This window comes from Hydrococcus rivularis NIES-593, from assembly GCF_001904635.1.
Lineage (GTDB): Bacteria > Cyanobacteriota > Cyanobacteriia > Cyanobacteriales > Microcystaceae > Hydrococcus > Hydrococcus rivularis.
Map to the genome: position 1 here is coordinate 408,696 of NZ_MRCB01000001.1, position 19,933 is coordinate 428,628.

Below are 19,933 nucleotides of genomic sequence, written 5' to 3' on the forward strand. Positions count from 1 at the left end.
ATGACGATTACTCAACTGTTTAATGTTTCCAATCTCTTTGTTTTGCCTTTTTGGGCATTGATAATTCTCCTGCCTAACTGGGGAGTTACCAAAAAAGTGATGGAGTCCTTGCTTCCATTTGTAGCGCTTGCTGTACTTTATATTTATTTTTTTGTTGAGGCTATTACGCCCGAATCGGCACAAGCCCTTGCCAGCCCTCAGTTAGCCGATCTCGCTAAAGCCTTTTCAGATGAAACAGTCATGGCAACGGGCTGGACTCATTTTTTAGTGATGGATTTATTTGTCGGCAGGTGGATTTATTGGGAAGGACAGCAAACTGGCATTTGGACGCTTCACTCTCTAATTCTTTGCCTGTTTGCCGGTCCTGTCGGGCTATTATCTCACATTTTGACAGCTTGGATTGGCAAGCGATTTTTCTCGGCTACAGAAACGGAAGCGCCCTCTACTACAGCTACAACTGAAAGTTAAATTTTTATCAGAAAAATTCTCGAATTGCCGAATAAGTCTCTTCTGGGGCTTCTTCTGGGAGAAAATGACCGCAGTTAATAGCGTTTCCTTTCACTGCGATCGCTTTTCTCTTCCAAATTTCTAAAACATCATATTTGCGTCCAATTATTCCTTGTTCGCCCCAAAGTACCAAAAACGGACAAGTGATTTTTTTGGCAAGATCTGCTTCATCATCAATGAGATCGATGGTGGCGCCAGCGCGATAGTCTTCACAAGTTGCATGAATCGTAGCGGGATCGCTAAAGCAACGAATATATTCTGCTAAAGCATCAGGGGTAAAAGCAGAAAAATCTTTACTCCAGGATTGCAAACAATGGCGTAAAAAATATTCGGGATTGGCACCGATTAGCGTTTCGGGTAGAGGATAGGGTTGTATGAGAAAAAACCAATGATAATAAGCACTAGCAAATTCTTTATCGGTAGTTTGGTAGAGATCGTAGGTAGGAATAATATCTAAGACGGCTAATTTTTTAACTTTTTCGGGATAATCTAGAGTTAAACGATGGGCAACTCTTGCGCCGCGATCGTGACCGACGAGATAAAATTCTTCATAGCCTAATTGCGACATAATCTCAACCCAATCTCGTGCCATTGCCCGCTTAGAATAATTGCTATGGTCTGGTTTTCCTTGAGGTTTAGAACTGTCTCCATAGCCTCTCAAATCAGCGATTATTACTGTAAAATCTTCGACTAAACGAGGTGCTATTTTGTGCCACATATAATGAGTTTGAGGATAGCCGTGGAGTAGTAAAAGAGGAAAACCTTTCCCAGCAGTAAATGTATTAATTTGAGCTTCAGTTGTATCAATGATTTTTTGTTGAAAATTAGTTAGCATGTATCTTTCGTTGACTTCGGTAAATTATCGACACCCGCCAAGAAATTAATTTCTTGGAACCAATAGATGAAGTCTACTTAAGTGGACTTGAGCTGTTAGCTTGGGAATTAATTCCCAAGCTAAAGTTGTACTTAGCTCGATTTTAGATTAACGCAAAAAATACCCCCTAGCTTCGCTATCTCTCTTGCTCGGAGAGATGATAGGGGGTTTACGTTAAACTGACCGTTTTAACTGACACCTAAACTCTTTAATTGGGAGGATCGAAACGATTGACAAAAGCTGACCAAAAGATCATCGGCGTACCGACTGCTAAACAAAACAACCATTGACTCCAGCTTAAAGGAGCCGTATAAAATACTTGATTAATTAAAGGAGCATGGGCAAAAACGATTTGTAAAGCAATCGCCCCAATAATTCCAAAGCCAATGGCAGGAATTTCTATTTCTGTATTACCTTCATCTTTCAGTTTTGCTCTTAAATGGGGAATCAATTGACTAATACTCAACAGGTAAAAGATCCGACCAGAAATTAAAGAATTAATCGTCATCGTTCGGGCGAGATTTAAATCTCCCGTTGTCGCACGAATATATTCAAATACTCCAAAAATTAAGCCCCAGTTAAACGCAGAAATAGCTAGAATTCGTAGAAGGCGACTCTTGGTTAATAAAGGCTCGTTGGGATTGCGGGGAGGATTTTGCATTACATGACTAGCCTTTGGTTCAAAAGCGAGTGGAGTCGTCATGGTGATGGTATTAATCATATTAATCCAGAGAATTTGCAGAGAGAGAATCGGTAGATCTCTGGCGAGTAAAGTACTCAATAAAATTGTCATCGACTCTCCCCCATTGACGGGAAGAATGAAACAAATTGCATTCAATAAATTCTTATAAACTGACCGTCCTTCCTCAACGGCTGCTTCGATTGAAGCAAAGTTATCATCGGCGAGTAGCATATCAGAAGCTTCTTTAGCTACTTCTGTTCCTACACCTCCCATAGCAATTCCGATATCAGCTTGTTTGAGGGCGGGTGCGTCGTTGACTCCATCGCCCGTCATGGCAACGATTTCACCCCGCGATTGTAGGGCTTCTACGAGACGCAATTTTTGCTCTGGGGCGACGCGGGCAAAAACTGAGCCATCTTCTACCGCTTGGGTTAATTGGTCGCTACTCATGGTAGCGAGTTGAGCGCCCGTAAATGCTACGATCTTGCCGTTTTTATTGATGCCCATTTGTCGAGCGATCGCGCTGGCAGTGACGGCATGATCCCCGGTAATCATCTTGACTTGAATTCCTGCACCCCGACAAGCTTTTACCGCCGCGATCGCGCTTTCGCGGGGCGGATCGATCGCGCCCTGCAATCCCAAAAAGATTAATCCTTGCTCGATATCCTCATGGTCTACTGTAGATTGACTTTCTGGTACGGGTAATTTGGCTAGGGCTAACACTCTCAACCCTTGCCGTGCCATGCGTTGTACTTGTTCGGTAATATCAGATTCAAGAGTTTCAATCGGTTCGCGATCGCCGGTTGCATTTAACCCATATTGACAGCGTTTGAGAATTGCCTCGACGGAACCTTTGATATAAATTATTCTACCGTTGGGAATTTGGTGCAGGGTTGCCATATACTGATAGTCGGATTCAAAGGGAATTGAATCCAATCTCGGCATAGCTTTTTCTATGTCTGGCTGCTCTAACCCAGCTTTATGAGCGGCGACAATTAATGCACCTTCTGTCGGATCTCCCACGACGATCCATTGCTCGTTTTTGTATTCAATATGCGAGTCGTTGCACAATAAACCTGCGATTAAACATTCGCGTAAAGTCGGTTCGTTGGTAATATTGATGGCGCGATCGTTGAGGAGAATTTCCCCAGTCATGTCCATGGGTTTGTTGTTGAGGAAAATTTCTCCAGTTAAGTTATAACCTAACCCCGTGAGACTGTAACATTTCGCCCCAGCAAAAATCCTCTGGACGGTCATCTGATTTTCTGTAAGGGTTCCGGTTTTGTCGGAACAGATGACGGTAGCGCTTCCCAAGGTTTCGACGGCAGGTAGCTTGCGGATAATAGCGTGACGTTTTGCCATGCGACTGACACCGATGGCGAGGGTAATGGTGATGACGGCTGGCAATCCTTCAGGAATGGCACTCACGGTTAAGGCAACTGCCGCTTCCGCCGCCTCTTTTATCCCTCGATGCTGTAAGCCAACGAGAAAGGTAATCGTCGTCAAACAAAGGACGATTAAAAGCCATTTTTGAATAAATTTATTGAATTTACGGGTTAAAGGCGTAGATAAACCCGTATGCTCTTCCATTAGTTTAGAAATTTGCCCGGTTTCCGTCTGATTCCCCGTGGCAACGACAATCCCCATTCCTTGCCCAAAGGTAACGTATCCGCCAGCGTGGGCCATATTCGAGCGATCGCCCAAGGGAATATCGGCAGGTAGCATTTCTGTGCTTTTCTCGACGGCAATGGATTCTCCGGTTAAGGCAGATTCGTTAATTTGCAAGCTTCGCACCTTAAACAGGCGCAAATCAGCAGGAACTTTATCGCCTGAATTGAGGATAACGATATCTCCTGGCACTAATTCACCGGAAGGAATGCGCTGTTTTTTGCCGGATCGAATCACTGTGGTTTCGGTTTGTACTGAAGAGGCTAAAGCTGCGATCGCTCCTTCTGCTTTAGACTCCTGAATAAAACTCAGTAGCGCATTGGTGGTGGTGACACCCCAAATTACCCCTGCATTCACCCATTCTCCCAAAATTGCCTTGGTTGCTCCTGCCCCCAGCAAGATATACAGCAGGGGTTGGTTGAATTGCAGCAAGAACTTTAACCACCAGGGCTTACCTTTTCGCCCTTGCAGTTCGTTTGCGCCATATTGCGCTAGTCTTTGCTTGACTTCCTCTGCATTTAACCCCCATTCTGGGTCACTATCAAGCAGGCTAATTGCTTTATCAATATCAAGATGATGCCAAATGACCGTCTCTTGGGAAGGAACTCTCGATTTTGATAGTGTCACCATAAATCTATAAACAAAAAAGCTTATTTATAATTTAATAGCACTATTAAATAGTGCTAGCAATCGAGATTAATAATTCCTTAATAAATCGATTGACACGATTAGATAGTTTTATGGTTGGCATTAGCCAGGAAAATGGTAATATCACCGAGCGATCTACAAACAGAAACAAGCGTGACGATCTCCAACATCTCCGCACCACTAGACTTATTTGGGCGACAGGTGCAGTTCCAGCAAATTACCCAGGCACTCGCATTAGATAGAGATGTCTTAATTGCAGGGGTGCCCGGTAGCGGACGACGAACGCTGGTAAGGCGTGCTGCTGCCGCTGTTGGGGCAAAAATGATAGAAGTAGACTGTATTCGCGCTACCGATAGCAAACGGTTCGTGCAACTGCTGTGCGAAGGCATCAGTCAAGGATGTAAGAGTCCAGAGTCGATCGCCCTATTGCACAAATGGGTAGAAGAAGAAAAGGATCTTTTTAGCCTTAAAGAAGACGGTAAAAGCATCAAGCTGCGGCAAAGCGAGACTGTAGAGCAGCTTTGGCAGGCATTTAAAAGCTTGCTCTGCCTTCCCCACCGCCTCGCCACTTCCTTGGATAAACGGGTTGTTCTCATCTTGTATGGATTTTCCCACATTCGTGCTTGGGATCGCCAGGGAGAATGGGAAACCTTACTTAGAGAGGAAATTAAACGCCAGACAGCAGTAAGTTACGTGCTAGTAGCAACGATCGCAGAAACCAGCCATCCAACCGAAGCGATTGGCAAGAACTTAGAAATTATTCAGCTAACCCCAGTCGCTAATGAAGTAGTGGCGGCTTGGGCACAGGAAGTTTTAAACCAAGAAGGGTTAGCCTTCGATCCGCGATCGCAAGCTTTGGACACTTTTTTGGATGCGGTACAGGGACATATTGCCGATGCGACAGCCTTAATAGGGCGCTTGCGTGCCGTGCGCGTCAGCCAGAAACTAATTGGCAATGCAGAAATCGAACAAGCCATTCAAGCATTACTCGCGGATTTATCGACCACCTTTGAATCCTTGCTGGTGCTGCTTCCTCCTTCTCAGGCACAACTATTAGAAAGTTTGGCGCTCGATCCTACCGATAAACCGCAGAGTCGAGATTACATTAGCAAGCATTGCCTCTGTCGCGGGGGAAGTCTCCAAGGTGCGATCGCGGGGTTACAACATAAAGGTTTGATCTATGGGTCAGAATTAGACTATCGCCTAGCGCTTCCCCTCTTTGCCCTATGGATTCGTCAGCGCCTTAGTTAAAGCGGTTATGGAGCAGTGCGATTATCTTTCTAGAAATCAAGATGCGATCGCACACTTACCGATCGTTTTTTTATCGGGGCCAAACTTTAATTGCTATGTCAGCTAAATACTCGGCACGTTTTTGAATAGTTCCTACGTTCCAAGTCTCTACATCTTTAAAAGATTTATTTAGCGACAAGTTAGATTTTTGGTAAATTGATTTCTTTTCAGCAAATGATTTATTTGATAGTTCGGAATTATAGCCTGTCAAGGTTAGATTCCCTAACGTATGAAGATATTGCTTTTGTATACTATCACAATTAGTTCCTAACAATGTTTTCCATTCACGAGTTAATTTTTGAGGCATAATATGTTCAATATTAAGAGGTTGAGGATCGACGAGTTCTTTACTTTGAAAATTCTCTAATCTTTCTAAAATAAGTTTTACTCGATCGATTGAACCAGAACTGTAAATACTTTTATTGACTATTCCTTTGCGAAAATCATCATCATTAGGCCAAACTTTCTTCCCTTCATAGCTCATTAGAACTTCACGTAAATCATTTACTAAATTCTTTGAATCTTTTACCTCTTGATACAAATTGTTGAATACATTACCTAAAACCTGTGTAGAAACTCCTGCGAATAGGCGACGCACAAAATAGGATTCTAAATATAGAAGAATATTCTCAAAATCTTGGATAGATAAGAGTTTTGCCTCGTACTCATGATAAACGTTTAATAAAAATATGTGACAAGTATTAAACTTTAAACGAAGCAATCGCTTAAACCAAGTATTTAGCCTTGGCTCTGGTTCTCTATGATTGAAGTTAAGACGTTGATAGTAGTTGGTAAATCTAACAATCTCTTTGATTTCATACTCAATTCCTTTTTCTGAATTGTCACAACGTTTTTTAATAGCTTTATAAACTTCTTTTTGACTAACTCCTTTTCCATCTTTGCGTAAATAAAACCAGAATGCCTTAGTTAGTTCTTCTACATATTCATCTTCTTTCATGTCAGCTTTAAATTTTTCTTGAAAAGGCAACCATTCATTTTGATATATTTTTTCTCTTTTTTCAGCAGGCAGCTTCATGAAAATATAGTTTCGTACTAAATCTGCCTGAGTTAAAGCCTGCCCTTTATGATTTAGGCTTTCAAATATTAGATACGGATTATCTTCATCTTCCGAAGTTATATTGACTAGCCTTAAATTTTCTAATATAACTATTTTTAACTTTGCTAGTTCTAAATTGGTTTCTCTTTCAGAGTACCATTTCTGGATTTGATTATCAAAAAAAACATAAGCTTCAGATACTTTGCTTTTTCCTTCTAATTCACTTGTATCTTCTTTAGAAATTATCTTTTTATAGGTATCCCGATCGTCTTGAGTTGGTAGAACTTTATAAGAATCATTGCTTTGTTTAAACTTATTAATTAAGTACAATTCATATAGCTCATCTGCTAGTGAATCGTTCTTCTGCTTAATCAAATGATCTCTTAGTGTTGCTAAAAGAATAGTAAGGGTTATAAGACGTTGTTGTCCATCAATCACAACAAATGGAGATATGCCATCTGCCGTTCCAGGTATTGCTTGAGTTACAATTGGACCAAGAAAATATGAACCTTCAACTTCACCATTGTAGAGACTCAGTATATCTTCCCATAAAGTTTCCCAGTTTTTCCTTTCCCAAGCATATGGACGTTGAAAAAGTGGAATCTGAAATTGTTTACCTCCTTCTAGCAAGTTACGCAGGCTAGTTTCCGATGCTTTCATTTTTACTCCTTACAGTTCTAGTTCTTTCAAGTATTCCCATAGGAACCGCTTAAATAACATAGATCTGGGGTCAATTTCCTACCAAGCGATGGAATAAAACTAGAAAAATCAGAGAACTAGCAGCTTATCAGTAAAATCAATACAATAGTATTGCTGGCATCCAAAACCTTGTTTTGCCTTATGGCACGAGCAATTTTTTGCTTTCAAGCCGAACTCAATCATTTCCTTCCGCCACACAGAAAAGGAGTAAGTTTTACTCATGAGTTTAAAGAACGCCCGTCGATTAAAGACACCATCGAAGCATTAGGCGTTCCCCACCCAGAAGTTTATGCCATTGTTGCCAATGGAGTTGCGGTAGAATTTTCTTATAGTCTTCAAGATGGCGATCGCATTACTGTCTATCCTATCTCCGCCTCTCCTGAAATTCCGTCAGGCATTAGACTTCAGCCGCCTTTACCCGAAGTTGCACGCTTTGTGTTAGATGTTCATTTAGGAAAACTAGCGTCATTGTTACGGATGCTGGGTTTTGATACTCTCTATCGCAATGACTATGAAGATGCCGAACTCGCTCAAATTTCGGCACTAGAAGATAGGATTCTTTTAACTCGCGATAAAGGAGTATTAATGAGAAATCTAGTAACCTACGGTTACTATGTAAGGGAAACCAACCCAGAAAAGCAAGTTGTCGAAGTGTTGCGACATTTTAACTTGTTTGATGCTATCAAGCCATTTCAAAGATGCATGCGTTGTAATGGTAATATCAAACCAATTGATAAAGCGTCAATTGTAGACTTGGTTCCCTCGCGAATAAGCAGAGAAATTGAAGAATTTCATTGCTGCACGGGTTGTAGCCAAATTTATTGGCAAGGGTCGCATTTTCAGCGAATGGAACGAGCAATCGAAAGGTTGATCTCTTCTGCTAGCCTCTCGTAACTTTATCAACATTTTCCAGACCATGTTTCCAGTTATTTACTCGGACGAATTTCTTGCTCACGATACAGGACGCTATCATCCAGAAAGATCGGAACGCTTGACAGCAATTGTAGAAGCCCTAAAAACAGTTACCTGGGCGAATAAACTGGACTGGCAATTGCCAACTCCCGTACCGAATAGGGATGTCATGCCATACATCCAAAAGGTACATACTCGCGCCTACATAGATAAAGTACGCCAGATTGCAGAAAGCGGCGGAGGGTTGTTGGATCTCGATACTCCCGTTTGCCCTCGCAGCTACGATCTGGCCTTATTAGCCGTCAGCGCTTGGTTAGATGGAGTCGATAAGGTACTGGCAACCAATAACCCCGCTTTTGTCTTGGCGCGTCCGCCAGGACATCATGCAGAAAGAGAAAGAGGAATGGGATTTTGTCTGTTTTCTAATGCTGCGATCGCAGCTTATTATGCCTTAGAACAACCAGGGGTAAATCGGGTGGCAATCTTAGACTGGGACGTGCATCACGGCAATGGCACTGAAGCAATTGTCGAAACTAATCCCAATATTATTTATTGCTCGCTCCATCAATCTCCTTGCTATCCTGGAACGGGGAGGGCAAGCGATCGCGGCAAGCATAATAACGTCCTCAATATTCCTATGGCACCAGGGAGTACGTTTGAGAGTTATCAACCCGCCTTTGAAAATTTAGTCGTTCCTTTCCTCAGCGATTTCCAGCCAAATATTTTAATCGTGAGTGCGGGTTACGATGCCAATTCCGACGATCCTTTAGCTGAGATAGCTTTGCAACCAAAAGATTATGGTTCGTTTACCGATTACCTATTAAAAATTACTCGCCGCATTCTCTTCGGACTCGAAGGAGGATATGCACTCAGGGCACTATCGCAATCCGTAGTTGCAACCATCGAAAAGTGTTTATTGTAATTTTGAGCCAATCATCGAGCCGATTTTAAAAATATATTGACTAAATCGCTCGTCAATCGAGCCGTTCAACTAACATGATAGTTAGAGATAGAACGCGATCGCGCTTAGAATTCACTCATAATGAATAACAATGACTAACGTAACCGCGAAAATTTTATCGGCACTACAAAAAATTCCCCCAGGTTACTTGAACATTATGGGCTATGTTGATGAATCAGAAGTCAACGGACCTGGTTGTCGTGCTGTAGTTTGGGTGCAAGGATGCCCGCGAGAATGTCCTGGATGTTTTAATCCCTCTTCTTGGTCATTTGAAATCAATCAACTCATCTCAGTCGAAGAACTCGCTCAAAAAATCCTCAGCAATCCTCGCAACACGGGCGTTACTTTTTCCGGTGGCGAACCTTTTTGGCAAGCGCCTGCCTTGGCAGAGTTAGCTAAGCGAGTCAAAGCGGCGCGATTAAATGTCATGTCGTTTAGTGGCTTTACTTTAGAACAACTGCAATCCAAATCTGCCCCGCCAGGTTCGTCAGAGTTATTAGAACAGCTAGATATTTTAATCGATGGTCCGTATATTGAATCTCTAGCCATTCACTCTCCCGAATCGCCTGTATCCTCTAGCAATCAAAAAGTTCGCGTCTTCAATCCCGCCTTCCAAGACAAAATTACTTGGGCATCCGACCAAATAGAAATTCACATCCTCAAAGATGGCACTCGCATTATTTCGGGTTTTTGGGGTCAGATGGGACTGGAGTAAGTACCAGTTATCAGTTACCAGTTATCAGTTATTTCGCATCGCTGATAACTGATAACGGTTCGCTGCTTAAATTAGTTTAATGCTACGGAATCCAAAGTACAGTCCCAGAGCGATCGCAGTAAATAGCAATAGGATGGCTATGTAGGAGATGACTGCAAACATCGACATTTTTCCTTTAAACACTTACTAAACATTTGTTCTTTGCTATTGTACTCTTGAGAGATACCCCTATTCTCACTGCATTTTCCCAGTTCTTATTCTTCATGCTTTCTGTCATTGCGGTTAAGTTACCCGAAAACTCTTATGAAATTGCGATCGCGCCTGGTAGTCTCACTCAACTGGGTAGCTATATCAACAAGCTTAATTTAGGAAAAAAAATTTTGCTTGTCTCCAATCCAGATATTTTTAGCCATTATGGTGAAATAGCCTTAACTTCTCTCAAAGATTCTGGTTTTGATGTCTTTACTCACTCGATCCCCGAAGGCGAAGTCAATAAAACCTTAGATTCAATCGCCCAAATCTACGATACCGCCTTAGAAAATTACCTGGAACGTTCCTCTACCATGTTGGCTTTAGGAGGCGGCGTAATTGGCGATATGACGGGTTTTGCGGCGGCTACCTGGTTGCGGGGGATTAATTTCGTGCAAGTTCCTACCTCGTTACTGTCAATGGTTGATGCCTCTATTGGGGGTAAAACGGGTGTCAATCATCCCAAAGGAAAAAATCTCATTGGTGCATTTTATCAACCTCGTCTAGTATTAATCGATCCCCAAGTTTTAAAAACTTTACCCGTGAGAGAATTTCGTGCTGGGATGGCAGAAGTCATCAAATATGGCGTTATCTGGGATGGAGATTTATTCGCTAAATTAGAAGGAGCAGATCGTTTAGATGATATTGCTTATTTGAGCGAAGAATTATTACAAATCATTCTAACTCGTTCTTGCCAAGCGAAAGCCAATGTCGTTGGCAAGGATGAAAAAGAAGCCGGATTGAGAGCGATTTTAAACTACGGTCATACTATCGGTCATGCGATCGAAAGTTTGACTGGATATAGCGTCATTAATCACGGCGAAGCAGTAGCAATAGGAATGGTTGCCGCCGGAAGAATTGCGACTAAATTACAGATGTGGACTCAGGAGGAAGAAATCCGCCAAAATCATTTAATTCAAAAAGCAGGTTTGCCGACAAAAATTCCTACTGATTTGAATAGCGAAGCTGTTATTGAAACGTTGCAAACTGATAAAAAAGTAAAAGCAGGTAAGGTTCGATTTATTCTTCCCACTCAAATAGGGAAGGTGACAATAACCGACCGGGTTCCGTCGGATTTGATTCGGGAAGTTCTTGAGGAAATCAGAATTTGAAATAATAAGACGACAGATGAATTGACAAAATTCAATGGAATTATTAGATGACTATAAAAAGTATTAATTATGCCTACCTAGTGACTTATACCATTTTTCATTCATTAATGACACAGATAGTCGATCGCCCTCACCCCCAACCCCTCTCCCAAATAGGGAGAGGGGTGAAGAATGTCGATCGCGAAAACCTGAAAATTGGTATTATCTTAAAATTCAATATCTTCTTCTTTTTCTAACGTTTCTATTAATAAATTCATTCTCTCTTTCCCAATTGCTAAAAAAGATTCGCATTCGCGCAGACGTTCGATCGCGATCGCGAACTTCTCAAAAACTTCTTCTAGGGGCAGCGAACCCGATTCGATCTGCTCGATAATTTTCTCAACTTGGGCTACGGTTTCCTCATACTTCCAATTTTGATTATTTTTGCGATCGCTATTCATTGTAGAATTTCAGTAATTTTTACTTTAATAACTCCTCGACCTAACTGAATTTTTAACGTTTGCTCCGTAGCTAAATTAGAACTAGAGCGCACAATAGTATCATTTTCTTCTCTTACTACCGCATAGCCTCTTTGTAAAACTGCTCGCGGGTCGAGAGCCATTAATTTTTGTTTCAATAACTGGCAGCGTGCAGTAGCTTGTAGTAGCTGTGGAGAAGTCGAGGGGAAGCGTTTTAGACGAGTTTCCAATTGTTCCAAACGTTTCGATTCTAGGTCAATTCGCCGCTGACATACTTCAATTAGCGCTGTGACTCGTTGTTGGTGTTCGATAACCAGTTGAGAATATAAAGGAACTGCTGTTTCTGCGGCAGCTGTTGGGGTATGAGCGCTAAAATCGGCAACTAAATCAGCTAATGACTCGTCTCGTTGATGACCGATTCCTGTAATAATGGGGATTTTACTTTGAGCGATCGCCCTCGCCACTCTTTCATCATTAAAACAAGATAAATCTTCCACTGCACCGCCACCTCTTGCTAGAATCAATACTTCAGCGCGACCATCTCGATTCACTTTTTCGATTGCCTCGACGATAGAATCGGGCGCGTCTATTCCTTGAACGGTTGCAGGGGAGAGAAGAATATGCAATCCAGGATAGCGCCGTGCAAGAGTGCGTTGAATATCTCCCCAAGCAGCAGCAGTAGGAGAAGTGACTACGGCAATAGTTTGCGGATAGGGGGGAAGGGGACGTTTTCTTTCGAGATCGAACAATCCTTCAGCTTGTAGGCGCGATCGCAATTGTTGATACTGCAATGCTTGCAATCCCTCGCCGATGGCTACTGCTTGAAAAACCGTCAGTCGATATTCTCCTCGTTTCGGATAGAGACGAAGACTGCCTAGAACGATTAATAATTCTCCTCGCTGCGGTTGTCGTGCCAGTCGCGATCGCAAAGAATTCCAGACGACGCATTGGATCGCAGCATCCTCATGGGGATCGCAGAGGGTAAAAAACAATCCCCTAGAATGTTCGTGAAGGCTGGAAACTTCGCCTGCCACTACAATCTGTTGCAGCAAGCGATCGCCTTCTAAAAGGTCTCGAATATAGGCAGTGAGTTCGGCGACTGATATAGCCGTTCGGGCAGTAGACATAAGATAATTAAGTTAACTTTTTAACAAAGTTAGCGCAGACAAATGAAAGACATAGGGGAAGAACAACCCATATCCTTTGAAATCGCACTTAGAGTAGCAGATGCAGCCGTTTTTGCCAAAACTTCTCGGCATCTAAGAAATATTGAAGTCGCCGTTTTTCAGGGAGCCTTGCAAGGAAAAAGATACGACCAGATCGCAGACGAGATTGGCTATGCTCCTGAGTATATCAAGCATGATGTCGGGCCTAAGCTGTGGCAGTTACTTTCCTTAAGTCTTGGAGAAAAGGTTAGTAAAACAAATTTAATGGCAGTGCTGGCCCAGCAAGCTGCTCGAGTAGTATGTATTCGATCGCCAATCGACAGTTCTCAGGTTGTAGAATTAAAGTCGCCAGTAGGATTAATTCCCCTTAAATCGGCTTTTTATATAGAACGTCCGACCGTTGAATCGCGCTGCTATCAAGAGATTATCAGATCGGGTGCGCTCATTCGCATTAAAGCACCGACTCAAATGGGTAAGACTTCCTTAATGGTCAGAATACTCGATCGCGCCAGACAACAGATTTCAGATCGAGTCTATACTGTTCCCTTAAGCCTCCAAAGAGCAGATAAAGCCATTTTTAGCGATTTAGATCGCTTTTTGCGCTGGTTTTGTGCTTCCATTGCTCGTAAGTTACAACTATCCCAACAAGTAGACGATTATTGGAGCGATACTTTTGGCTCTAAAAGTAATTGTACGACGTATTTTGAAGACTGTTTGCTGCAAGAACTTAATGCACCTTTAGTTCTAGCACTCGATGGCGTTGACGAGGTATTTTTACATCCAGAGATTGCCGATGATTTCTTTTCGCTGTTGCGATCTTGGTACGAAGAAGCAGCTTACGGAGAAAGCGGCAATCCCCTCTGGCAAAACCTGCGGCTGATTATCGTTCATTCTACAGAAGTTTATATTCCTCTCGATATCAATCAATCGCCGTTTAATGTAGGATTGGCGATCGAATTGCATCCTTTTAGTAACGAACAAGTTCTCGATTTATCTAAACGCTATCAACTTAACTTATCTGAAGGCGAACTGTCTCAACTAATGCAACTTCTGGCAGGACATCCTTATCTTGTCCAACAGGCACTATATCATCTCGCGCGACGAGATCTGACACTCGAACAATTAATGCAAACGGCAGCGACAGATGCAGGGATTTACAGCAATCATTTACATCGCCATTTAAGCCATTTGCAAGAACATCCTCAATTGGCATCCGCTTGCGATCGCGTTATTAAAGCTTCCACTCCTGTTGAATTAGAACAAAATTTAAAATTTAAGTTACACAGCATGGGATTAGTTAATTTGCAAGGCGATCTTGTCGTTCCCAGTTGCGAGTTATATCGGCAGTATTTTTGCGATCGCATCGTATCTTCCTAAAAGTTAAGTTATCAAAGTGCATAACCTGTCCGACTGTTTTTCGATGTTGATGGGACTGGCGCTGCCGCGCAACAGCAAATTACCTCGATTGTCTTCCCGTCAGGTTCTCTGATTATTCTGAGTGCTGCTGATATCTTTGTTGGTGGTTTTTAACTAAACAAAAGTTCGGAATAAAAAATTAAACGTTAAAGAGTTATTGTTGTTCTAACTCCTTAACTTTTTTTGTTTTTGATAAGCTGCGATCGCGTCTTCAGTTTTTTGCCTATCTTAACTTCACACTTCCAACTCTCGAAAAGTTAAGTTTCTCTTCCTGCTAACTCCCTAACTTTTCTGTATCGATTCTAATTTTCAAAAGCCTTATAAAAGGATTAGCAAACAAAAGAGATAAACGGAGCCAAAATTATGAAACTTTCCTATCGCGGTTGTCAGTATGAGTTGCAAGCCATCTCTTCACCCATTCTTAAAAATGAAATAACCGTAAAATATCGCGGCATTACTTATCAAATCGAAAATCCTAAACCTCAATCGATTCTACGTCAAACAAATATTCAACTAAAATATCGCGGTATTTCCTATTCAAAAAAGATAATTTTAACCAAGCATAACCAAGCAGGTAAGACTGAGTTAAAAACAGCGATCGCTTAATCGAATATTCTAATAGGAGAAAAATAGATGAAATTTAAGGGAATTATAGCAACAACCTGCGCGATCGCATCAACAATCGCAATACCATCGGTAGCCAAAGCTGTCACCTTAAAGTTAACCATTGAGAATATAGCACCCCAACAAGGCGCTTTAGTGACTCCAGTTTGGTTTGGTTTTCACGATGGTAGCTTTAATACCTTCGATCCTGGTGCTACTGCTTCAACTGGAATCGAACACGTTGCCGAAGATGGATATACAGGGTTAGAAAATCGTCTTCCAGGTTTTGAAAATCTCGGTATCGATGTTAATAATTTCATCATTCCGCTAGAAAATACAATTTCAGGCTTATTTGCTAATAGCAATGAAGGAACGCAAGACATTCTTTCTTCCGAAGAAAATCCTTTTTTTGGACTTTTCCCCGGTCAATCTAATTCAACTCTTATTAATCTCAATGGCAATTTAGCTCAAAATCACTTCTTCAGTTATGCTGCCATGTTTTTTCCCAGCAATGATGCCTTCATTGCCGATGAAAATCCTCTTGAAATTTTTGATAGCGAAGGGAATTTTCTAGGGGCAGATTTTATTATTTCCGGCAATCAAGTTTGGGATGCAGGAACGGAAGTCAATGACGAAAGTTTAGCCAATGTTCCCTTTACCTTGCCACAAATCGCTCAGGGAGTTGAAGAAAACGGAACGATTCAACGTCACCCAGGTTTTCGTCCGCGCGGGACTGGCGGCGTTTTAGATTCAGCTAATGGATTATTTACTAATGCTGATTTTACAGCCCCAGACTATCAGATAGCTCGAATCAAAATCGAAAAAGTCAGCGTACCAGAACCAGGTATTAGTGCAGGTTTGCTAGTTTTTGGCGCAACCTTTTTAGCAGGGTATCGTTTGCGTCGGAAAGCAAATTAATCCCGAAATTATTGGAGGGGATAATTATGCCAAAACCCAAATTTTGCGATCGCGAGAAGTCCGCCCCTAGTTGGAATTACTTTTGGATGATAAGTTCAAGCAATTGGAGTCAGATTTTCCAAGAAGAATTCCTCAAAGCGAACCAAAAACCTCTCGAAGAGGAAGAGTCAATTTTTGTCAGACAAATAATATCCTTGGGAGTTTGGTTGACTCTAATCTTGTTAATTTCTATTGCAGGAATTCAAGCAACAAAAAATTCCCAAGCAGTCCAAGGACTAGACGCAAAATCAGTCAGACAATTGATGTTTCTGCGTAACTAGCTCGGAAAAAATTAACCATTAATCGTACAAAACTAAGCAATTGGAGAAAAATCTCATGACTACTATTAACATTCCTGCCGGACAAACCGTAACTGAAGGCGTAATCTTAGATGAATTTGGCGAATCTTTAAAAGTCGCAGGTCGTCTAGAGACAGATGCAACTCAACCCGCCGTCCTCACTCAAAATACACTCAATCAAATTGATGTCAAAGATAGCGGCGAGATTGTTAGTGCAGATCCAACTAATACAGCCATTCAAGTTGAAGGAATTGGTACTGTCATTAATAATGATGGCTTAATCAATGGCGGTTTCAATGGCATTAACATTGCTAATGGCGATACCGCCTCTGCTCGTATCTTCAATACTGGCACGATTACCAGTGGCAGTCGCGCTGTCAATATTGGCGGTGTTGGCGGGGTACTTATTAACGAGGGATTGATTACAGGTTCGGCAGATCCTCGTAACGGAACGGTTTACGGCGATGTAACGGCTCGCAATATCTTTATTGAAAACCGTTCTACTGGCGTTATCGATGTTGGAGAAGGCTTAAATGGCGATGCTATCTCCTTAGAGTTGGGTGCTGAAGTCAATGGTTCGGTGGTTAACCGAGGATTGGTGCAGGGACGCGGTTTGCCCGATGGTGCGCCCGATAATAATACCAACCAAGCTTCTGCGGTGCGCCTCTACTGGGTTGGCGCTTCGGGTGCAGAAACGTCCGTTTTTAAAGGCAATATCGAAAACTATGGCACTTTTGCGGCGGAAAATGGCGCAGCCGTATTGATAGAAAACCGCACGCAACTTAATGGCGACATTATCAATAGCGGCACGATTATTAGCGATAACCTTGCCAACGGAACGGGTATTCTCTTGGCAAATGGCAGCCAACTGACAGGAGAAATCGTTAACAGTGGCACGATTAACGGCGGACGAGATGGGGTTAACTTCGCTAATGGCGGTCAAGTTAATGGCGTACTTCGCAACACTGAAGATGGCATTATCACCAGTAGCAGTCGTTCTGTTAATATCGGTGGCGATGAAGTAACGCTGATTAACGAGGGATTGATTACAGGTTCGGCAGATCCTCGTAACGGAACGGTTTACGGCGATGTAACGGCTCGCAATATCTTTATTGAAAACCGTTCTACTGGCGTTATCGATGTTGGAGAAGGCTTAAATGGCGATGCTATCTCCTTAGAGTTGGGTGCTGAAGTCAATGGTTCGGTGGTTAACCGAGGATTGGTACAGGGACGCGGTTTGCCCGATGGTGCGCCCGATAACAATACTAACCAAGCTTCTGCGGTGCGTCTCTATTGGGTTGGCGCGTCGGGTGCAGAAACATCCGTTTTCAATGGCAATATCGAAAACTACGGCACTTTTGCCGCAGAAAATGGGGCAACTGTCTTGATTGAAGACCGCACTCAACTTAATGGTTGGATTATCAACCGTGGCACGATTGATGGCGGTGCTATTCCTGACGGAAAACTCGCGATCGATGCTAGCGAAGCTGAAGGATTCGTGCGGGTTCGCAACCAAGGAACGATTAACGGAGATGTCTTGCTGAGTGCTGGTAACGATCTCTTTGACGGTCGCGGTGGAACGGTCAACGGTTTGGTTTACGGCGGCGACGGAAACGACACCCTCATCGGCGGTAACGGGAAAGACTATCTTGCTGGCGGTTTAGGTAATGACGTTTTGCGCGGCAATGGCGGTGATGACTGGCTCGATGGCGGTGCGGGGAGCGACATTCTACGGGGTGGCGGCGGAGGCGATACTTTCCGCTTTGGCGGCGAGATTTTCCAAGACGGACAGCAAGATCTCGATCGCATTCGAGGTTTCCAAGCAGGAGATACCTTCGACTTTAGCGAGTATCTACAAGTTGGCGGACAAATCAGCTTCGTTCGCGGTCAGCAAGATTTACTGATTAATTTGAGTAACGAAGATTTCGTCAACGTCCGAGGCAATCTCAATGCAGCCGAACAGCAACTTTTAAATCTTACTAGCACTGTGGTTTAAAGTCTCTTGCATCAAGCTTAATTGCCTCAACAAGTAATGCCCGCCCGCGCGGGCTTCTTTTATGTTTTATCTATGCGATCGCAAGAATTAAGGCTGAAAAGTTAAGTCGATCTCATCGATAAAATCCTAACTTTTCTGTATCGAAATTTCTTCTTAAAAATCCTATAAAAAGAATATAGATTAATGCAAAATAATTTAATTCTAACAGGAGCAAAAATGACAGCTATTAATTTCAAAGAAATCTTAGAATATGGCTTGCGATCGCAGCTAGCTTATACTATCAGTCAAATCGGATGGGATATTACTGAAACATTAGGATGGAGAGTACCCAATCCATCTAAATTAATTATTCGCGAAGTGCGGCGATCGGAAGTAAATGTCATCGTTGAAGTGGACGATCTAACTCAAACTCAATGGATTGCCGTTCGAGGTTCGAGTAATTTAAGAAACTGGTTGCTTAATTTTCGCTATATGCAACGTTCCTTCAACAAAAACTTTATGGATCGTCGCGTCAATATCGACCTTCATACGGGGTTTTATATCGCTGCTGATGATGTTTATAAAGCCATTTTGCCACACCTAAACAAAGAGTATAAAACTCGAATTGCCGGACATAGTTTAGGAGGCGCGATCGCAGTTATTCTGATGATGTTCCTCAAAGAAGATGGCTATCAACTCGAAAAATGTATTACCTTCGGTCAGCCAAAAGTAACCGACCGAAAAGGCGCTCAAATGTGTCAGCATCTTCCGTTGCTTCGCATTATTAATCATGAAGATGTCGTTCCACTTTTGCCCCCAGGAACCATTTTGACCAGATTACAAGGTGGCTATCATCATTTTGGCTCAAAGATCGTGCTAGGAGAAGAAAACGGTTACACGTATACTCAACCGCAAGCTTTAGACAACTCGATGTATAACTTTTGGATGAGGTTAATTAGCGCGATCGGACAAAAGAATATTAGATATAGCACGGAAAATATTAAAGATCATAATCTCGCTTTCTATCTACTCAAAATTGCCGTAAATCTGGGAAATCCAGAGCAAAGTCTGGAAAAGTTATTGTGCAATTTATCTTATGAAACTGGAGAGTTTTACAGTCAATTAAATTGTTTAAATTTTTCAAAAGTTTAGCTGCAATCTTTAAAAGTTAAATTCTTATTCTCGATATCATCTTAATAGGGGATAGTTGTTCTGGCTGGCTGTTTCGGTTATATCAATACTGCTTGCCTCCCATGCAAAAGGAGAAAGCAAACTAACCAAGGAGACACGAACTATGATTGATGCGAACGAGGTTCTTAAGGGAATGTGCGAGAAGTATCAGGCAGCCGTTAACGCCAACGATTCAGTAGCCTATGGTCAGCTATTTGCCGCAGACGCAATTCGGATTCCACCGGGTTCAGAGCCTGAGCATGGACCGGACGAGATTGCAAAGAGCGAACAAAAGGACTATGATGTGGCGAAATGGAGTATCCAATCTCAACCCATTGATGCTCTGCGGATCGACGAGCGATGGATATACGGAATCGCGCAAGTTGACGGGACTGCTATAGCCTACGCTGATGGGACAACGAATTCATTCAAATTAACAAAGACCTGGCTTCTCCACCAAGAGGCATCAGGGGAATGGTTGATTAAAAGACAGATGTGGAATCTCAAGTAACGAT

Annotated in this window: 20 protein-coding genes; 14 read left to right on the top strand and 6 right to left on the bottom strand. The window is 42.4% G+C overall.

The features are described from left to right. Positions 1-468, top strand: a complete 468-nt coding sequence (locus NIES593_RS01845; protein WP_073597940.1) for an ABA4-like family protein — start codon at positions 1-3, stop codon at positions 466-468. A gap of 7 nt (positions 469-475) precedes the next feature. On the opposite strand, the gene NIES593_RS01850 is transcribed toward NIES593_RS01845, so the two are convergent. Both NIES593_RS01850 and NIES593_RS01855 read right to left on the bottom strand, forming a co-directional pair. After that, positions 476-1,342 (bottom strand): alpha/beta fold hydrolase, encoded by an 867-nt coding sequence (locus NIES593_RS01850; RefSeq protein ID WP_073597941.1) that lies wholly within the window; start codon positions 1,340-1,342, stop codon positions 476-478. A 247-nt stretch (positions 1,343-1,589) separates the two neighbouring features. Continuing rightward, entirely contained in the window at positions 1,590-4,361 is a 2,772-nt protein-coding gene (locus NIES593_RS01855) for a cation-translocating P-type ATPase (protein WP_073597942.1), read from the bottom strand. 132 nt (positions 4,362-4,493) lie between these two features. Between NIES593_RS01855 and NIES593_RS01860 the strand changes: the two genes are divergently transcribed. Continuing rightward, positions 4,494-5,630 (top strand): ATP-binding protein, encoded by a 1,137-nt coding sequence (locus NIES593_RS01860; protein WP_073597943.1) that lies wholly within the window; start codon positions 4,494-4,496, stop codon positions 5,628-5,630. A 70-nt stretch (positions 5,631-5,700) separates the two neighbouring features. Here NIES593_RS01860 and NIES593_RS01865 read toward each other — a convergent pair whose 3' ends face one another. Beyond that, positions 5,701-7,386 (bottom strand): DUF262 domain-containing protein, encoded by a 1,686-nt coding sequence (locus NIES593_RS01865; protein WP_073597944.1) that lies wholly within the window; start codon positions 7,384-7,386, stop codon positions 5,701-5,703. Between the two features lie 180 nt (positions 7,387-7,566). Between NIES593_RS01865 and NIES593_RS01870 the strand changes: the two genes are divergently transcribed. From NIES593_RS01870 to NIES593_RS01880, 3 genes are all read left to right on the top strand, one after another. Next, on the top strand, positions 7,567-8,319 hold the full coding sequence (locus NIES593_RS01870; RefSeq protein ID WP_073597945.1) for a Mut7-C RNAse domain-containing protein: 753 nt from the start codon (positions 7,567-7,569) through the stop codon (positions 8,317-8,319). A gap of 22 nt (positions 8,320-8,341) precedes the next feature. Continuing rightward, the gene (locus NIES593_RS01875; protein WP_073597946.1) at positions 8,342-9,259 is read left to right on the top strand and encodes a histone deacetylase family protein; all 918 of its coding nucleotides are present in this window, start codon (positions 8,342-8,344) and stop codon (positions 9,257-9,259) included. A 130-nt stretch (positions 9,260-9,389) separates the two neighbouring features. Further along, complete coding sequence (locus tag NIES593_RS01880; RefSeq protein WP_073597947.1) at positions 9,390-10,013, top strand: 4Fe-4S single cluster domain-containing protein; 624 nt, start codon at positions 9,390-9,392, stop codon at positions 10,011-10,013. Positions 10,014-10,079: 66 nt separating this feature from the next. Here NIES593_RS01880 and petL read toward each other — a convergent pair whose 3' ends face one another. After that, positions 10,080-10,175: a cytochrome b6-f complex subunit PetL gene (petL, locus tag NIES593_RS01885; protein WP_139253603.1), complete on the bottom strand. Its 96-nt coding sequence runs from the start codon at positions 10,173-10,175 to the stop codon at positions 10,080-10,082. A gap of 101 nt (positions 10,176-10,276) precedes the next feature. On the opposite strand from petL, the gene aroB reads away from it, so the two are divergent. Then, positions 10,277-11,374: a 3-dehydroquinate synthase gene (gene aroB, locus NIES593_RS01890; protein ID WP_073597948.1), complete on the top strand. Its 1,098-nt coding sequence runs from the start codon at positions 10,277-10,279 to the stop codon at positions 11,372-11,374. A gap of 107 nt (positions 11,375-11,481) precedes the next feature. Next, positions 11,482-11,610 carry a hypothetical protein gene (locus tag NIES593_RS25060; RefSeq protein WP_281250691.1) on the top strand — a complete coding sequence of 43 codons (129 nt, stop codon included), beginning with the start codon at positions 11,482-11,484 and terminating at the stop codon, positions 11,608-11,610. On the opposite strand, the gene xseB is transcribed toward NIES593_RS25060, so the two are convergent. Both xseB and xseA read right to left on the bottom strand, forming a co-directional pair. After that, positions 11,581-11,814, bottom strand: coding sequence for an exodeoxyribonuclease VII small subunit (gene xseB, locus NIES593_RS01895; RefSeq protein WP_073597949.1), 234 nt, complete (start codon positions 11,812-11,814; stop codon positions 11,581-11,583). The genes NIES593_RS25060 and xseB overlap by 30 nt on opposite strands. After that, positions 11,811-12,959, bottom strand: coding sequence for an exodeoxyribonuclease VII large subunit (gene xseA, locus NIES593_RS01900; RefSeq protein ID WP_073597950.1), 1,149 nt, complete (start codon positions 12,957-12,959; stop codon positions 11,811-11,813). Before xseA ends, xseB begins: the two co-directional genes overlap by 4 nt. Positions 12,960-13,001: 42 nt before the next feature. Between xseA and NIES593_RS01905 the strand changes: the two genes are divergently transcribed. The 7 genes from NIES593_RS01905 to NIES593_RS01935 all read left to right on the top strand — a co-directional run bounded on the left by NIES593_RS01905 (position 13,002) and on the right by NIES593_RS01935 (position 19,929). Continuing rightward, positions 13,002-14,375 carry an AAA-like domain-containing protein gene (locus tag NIES593_RS01905; RefSeq protein WP_073597951.1) on the top strand — a complete coding sequence of 458 codons (1,374 nt, stop codon included), beginning with the start codon at positions 13,002-13,004 and terminating at the stop codon, positions 14,373-14,375. A 402-nt stretch (positions 14,376-14,777) separates the two neighbouring features. Then, positions 14,778-15,020, top strand: coding sequence for a DUF4278 domain-containing protein (locus NIES593_RS01910; protein ID WP_073597952.1), 243 nt, complete (start codon positions 14,778-14,780; stop codon positions 15,018-15,020). Positions 15,021-15,047: 27 nt separating this feature from the next. Next, the gene (locus NIES593_RS01915; RefSeq protein ID WP_073597953.1) at positions 15,048-15,935 is read left to right on the top strand and encodes a spondin domain-containing protein; all 888 of its coding nucleotides are present in this window, start codon (positions 15,048-15,050) and stop codon (positions 15,933-15,935) included. A 26-nt stretch (positions 15,936-15,961) separates the two neighbouring features. Further along, on the top strand, positions 15,962-16,255 hold the full coding sequence (locus NIES593_RS01920) for a hypothetical protein (RefSeq protein ID WP_073597954.1): 294 nt from the start codon (positions 15,962-15,964) through the stop codon (positions 16,253-16,255). A gap of 55 nt (positions 16,256-16,310) precedes the next feature. After that, the gene (locus NIES593_RS01925) at positions 16,311-18,269 is read left to right on the top strand and encodes a calcium-binding protein (protein ID WP_073597955.1); all 1,959 of its coding nucleotides are present in this window, start codon (positions 16,311-16,313) and stop codon (positions 18,267-18,269) included. Between the two features lie 216 nt (positions 18,270-18,485). After that, complete coding sequence (locus NIES593_RS01930; protein WP_175561008.1) at positions 18,486-19,400, top strand: lipase family protein; 915 nt, start codon at positions 18,486-18,488, stop codon at positions 19,398-19,400. Between the two features lie 142 nt (positions 19,401-19,542). Beyond that, positions 19,543-19,929: a YybH family protein gene (locus NIES593_RS01935; RefSeq protein ID WP_073598053.1), complete on the top strand. Its 387-nt coding sequence runs from the start codon at positions 19,543-19,545 to the stop codon at positions 19,927-19,929. The last annotated feature ends 4 nt before the right edge of the window (positions 19,930-19,933 follow it).

What these genes read in the sequence shown, in the direction of transcription:
- NIES593_RS01920 (WP_073597954.1), top strand. Translation starts at nt 15,962, where the DNA reads ATGCCAAAACCCAAATTTTGCGATCGCGAGAAGTCCGCCCCTAGTTGG.
- NIES593_RS01870 (WP_073597945.1), top strand. Translation starts at nt 7,567, where the DNA reads ATGGCACGAGCAATTTTTTGCTTTCAAGCCGAACTCAATCATTTCCTT.
- NIES593_RS01880 (WP_073597947.1), top strand. Translation starts at nt 9,390, where the DNA reads ATGACTAACGTAACCGCGAAAATTTTATCGGCACTACAAAAAATTCCC.
- NIES593_RS01855 (WP_073597942.1), bottom strand. Translation starts at nt 4,361, where the DNA reads ATGGTGACACTATCAAAATCGAGAGTTCCTTCCCAAGAGACGGTCATT.
- NIES593_RS01910 (WP_073597952.1), top strand. Translation starts at nt 14,778, where the DNA reads ATGAAACTTTCCTATCGCGGTTGTCAGTATGAGTTGCAAGCCATCTCT.
- xseB (WP_073597949.1), bottom strand. Translation starts at nt 11,814, where the DNA reads ATGAATAGCGATCGCAAAAATAATCAAAATTGGAAGTATGAGGAAACC.
- NIES593_RS01860 (WP_073597943.1), top strand. Translation starts at nt 4,494, where the DNA reads ATGGTAATATCACCGAGCGATCTACAAACAGAAACAAGCGTGACGATC.
- petL (WP_139253603.1), bottom strand. Translation starts at nt 10,175, where the DNA reads ATGTTTGCAGTCATCTCCTACATAGCCATCCTATTGCTATTTACTGCG.
- NIES593_RS01850 (WP_073597941.1), bottom strand. Translation starts at nt 1,342, where the DNA reads ATGCTAACTAATTTTCAACAAAAAATCATTGATACAACTGAAGCTCAA.
- NIES593_RS01845 (WP_073597940.1), top strand. Translation starts at nt 1, where the DNA reads ATGACGATTACTCAACTGTTTAATGTTTCCAATCTCTTTGTTTTGCCT.
- xseA (WP_073597950.1), bottom strand. Translation starts at nt 12,959, where the DNA reads ATGTCTACTGCCCGAACGGCTATATCAGTCGCCGAACTCACTGCCTAT.
- NIES593_RS01915 (WP_073597953.1), top strand. Translation starts at nt 15,048, where the DNA reads ATGAAATTTAAGGGAATTATAGCAACAACCTGCGCGATCGCATCAACA.
- NIES593_RS01930 (WP_175561008.1), top strand. Translation starts at nt 18,486, where the DNA reads ATGACAGCTATTAATTTCAAAGAAATCTTAGAATATGGCTTGCGATCG.
- NIES593_RS01935 (WP_073598053.1), top strand. Translation starts at nt 19,543, where the DNA reads ATGATTGATGCGAACGAGGTTCTTAAGGGAATGTGCGAGAAGTATCAG.
- NIES593_RS01905 (WP_073597951.1), top strand. Translation starts at nt 13,002, where the DNA reads ATGAAAGACATAGGGGAAGAACAACCCATATCCTTTGAAATCGCACTT.
- NIES593_RS01865 (WP_073597944.1), bottom strand. Translation starts at nt 7,386, where the DNA reads ATGAAAGCATCGGAAACTAGCCTGCGTAACTTGCTAGAAGGAGGTAAA.
- aroB (WP_073597948.1), top strand. Translation starts at nt 10,277, where the DNA reads ATGCTTTCTGTCATTGCGGTTAAGTTACCCGAAAACTCTTATGAAATT.
- NIES593_RS01875 (WP_073597946.1), top strand. Translation starts at nt 8,342, where the DNA reads ATGTTTCCAGTTATTTACTCGGACGAATTTCTTGCTCACGATACAGGA.
- NIES593_RS01925 (WP_073597955.1), top strand. Translation starts at nt 16,311, where the DNA reads ATGACTACTATTAACATTCCTGCCGGACAAACCGTAACTGAAGGCGTA.
- NIES593_RS25060 (WP_281250691.1), top strand. Translation starts at nt 11,482, where the DNA reads ATGACACAGATAGTCGATCGCCCTCACCCCCAACCCCTCTCCCAAATA.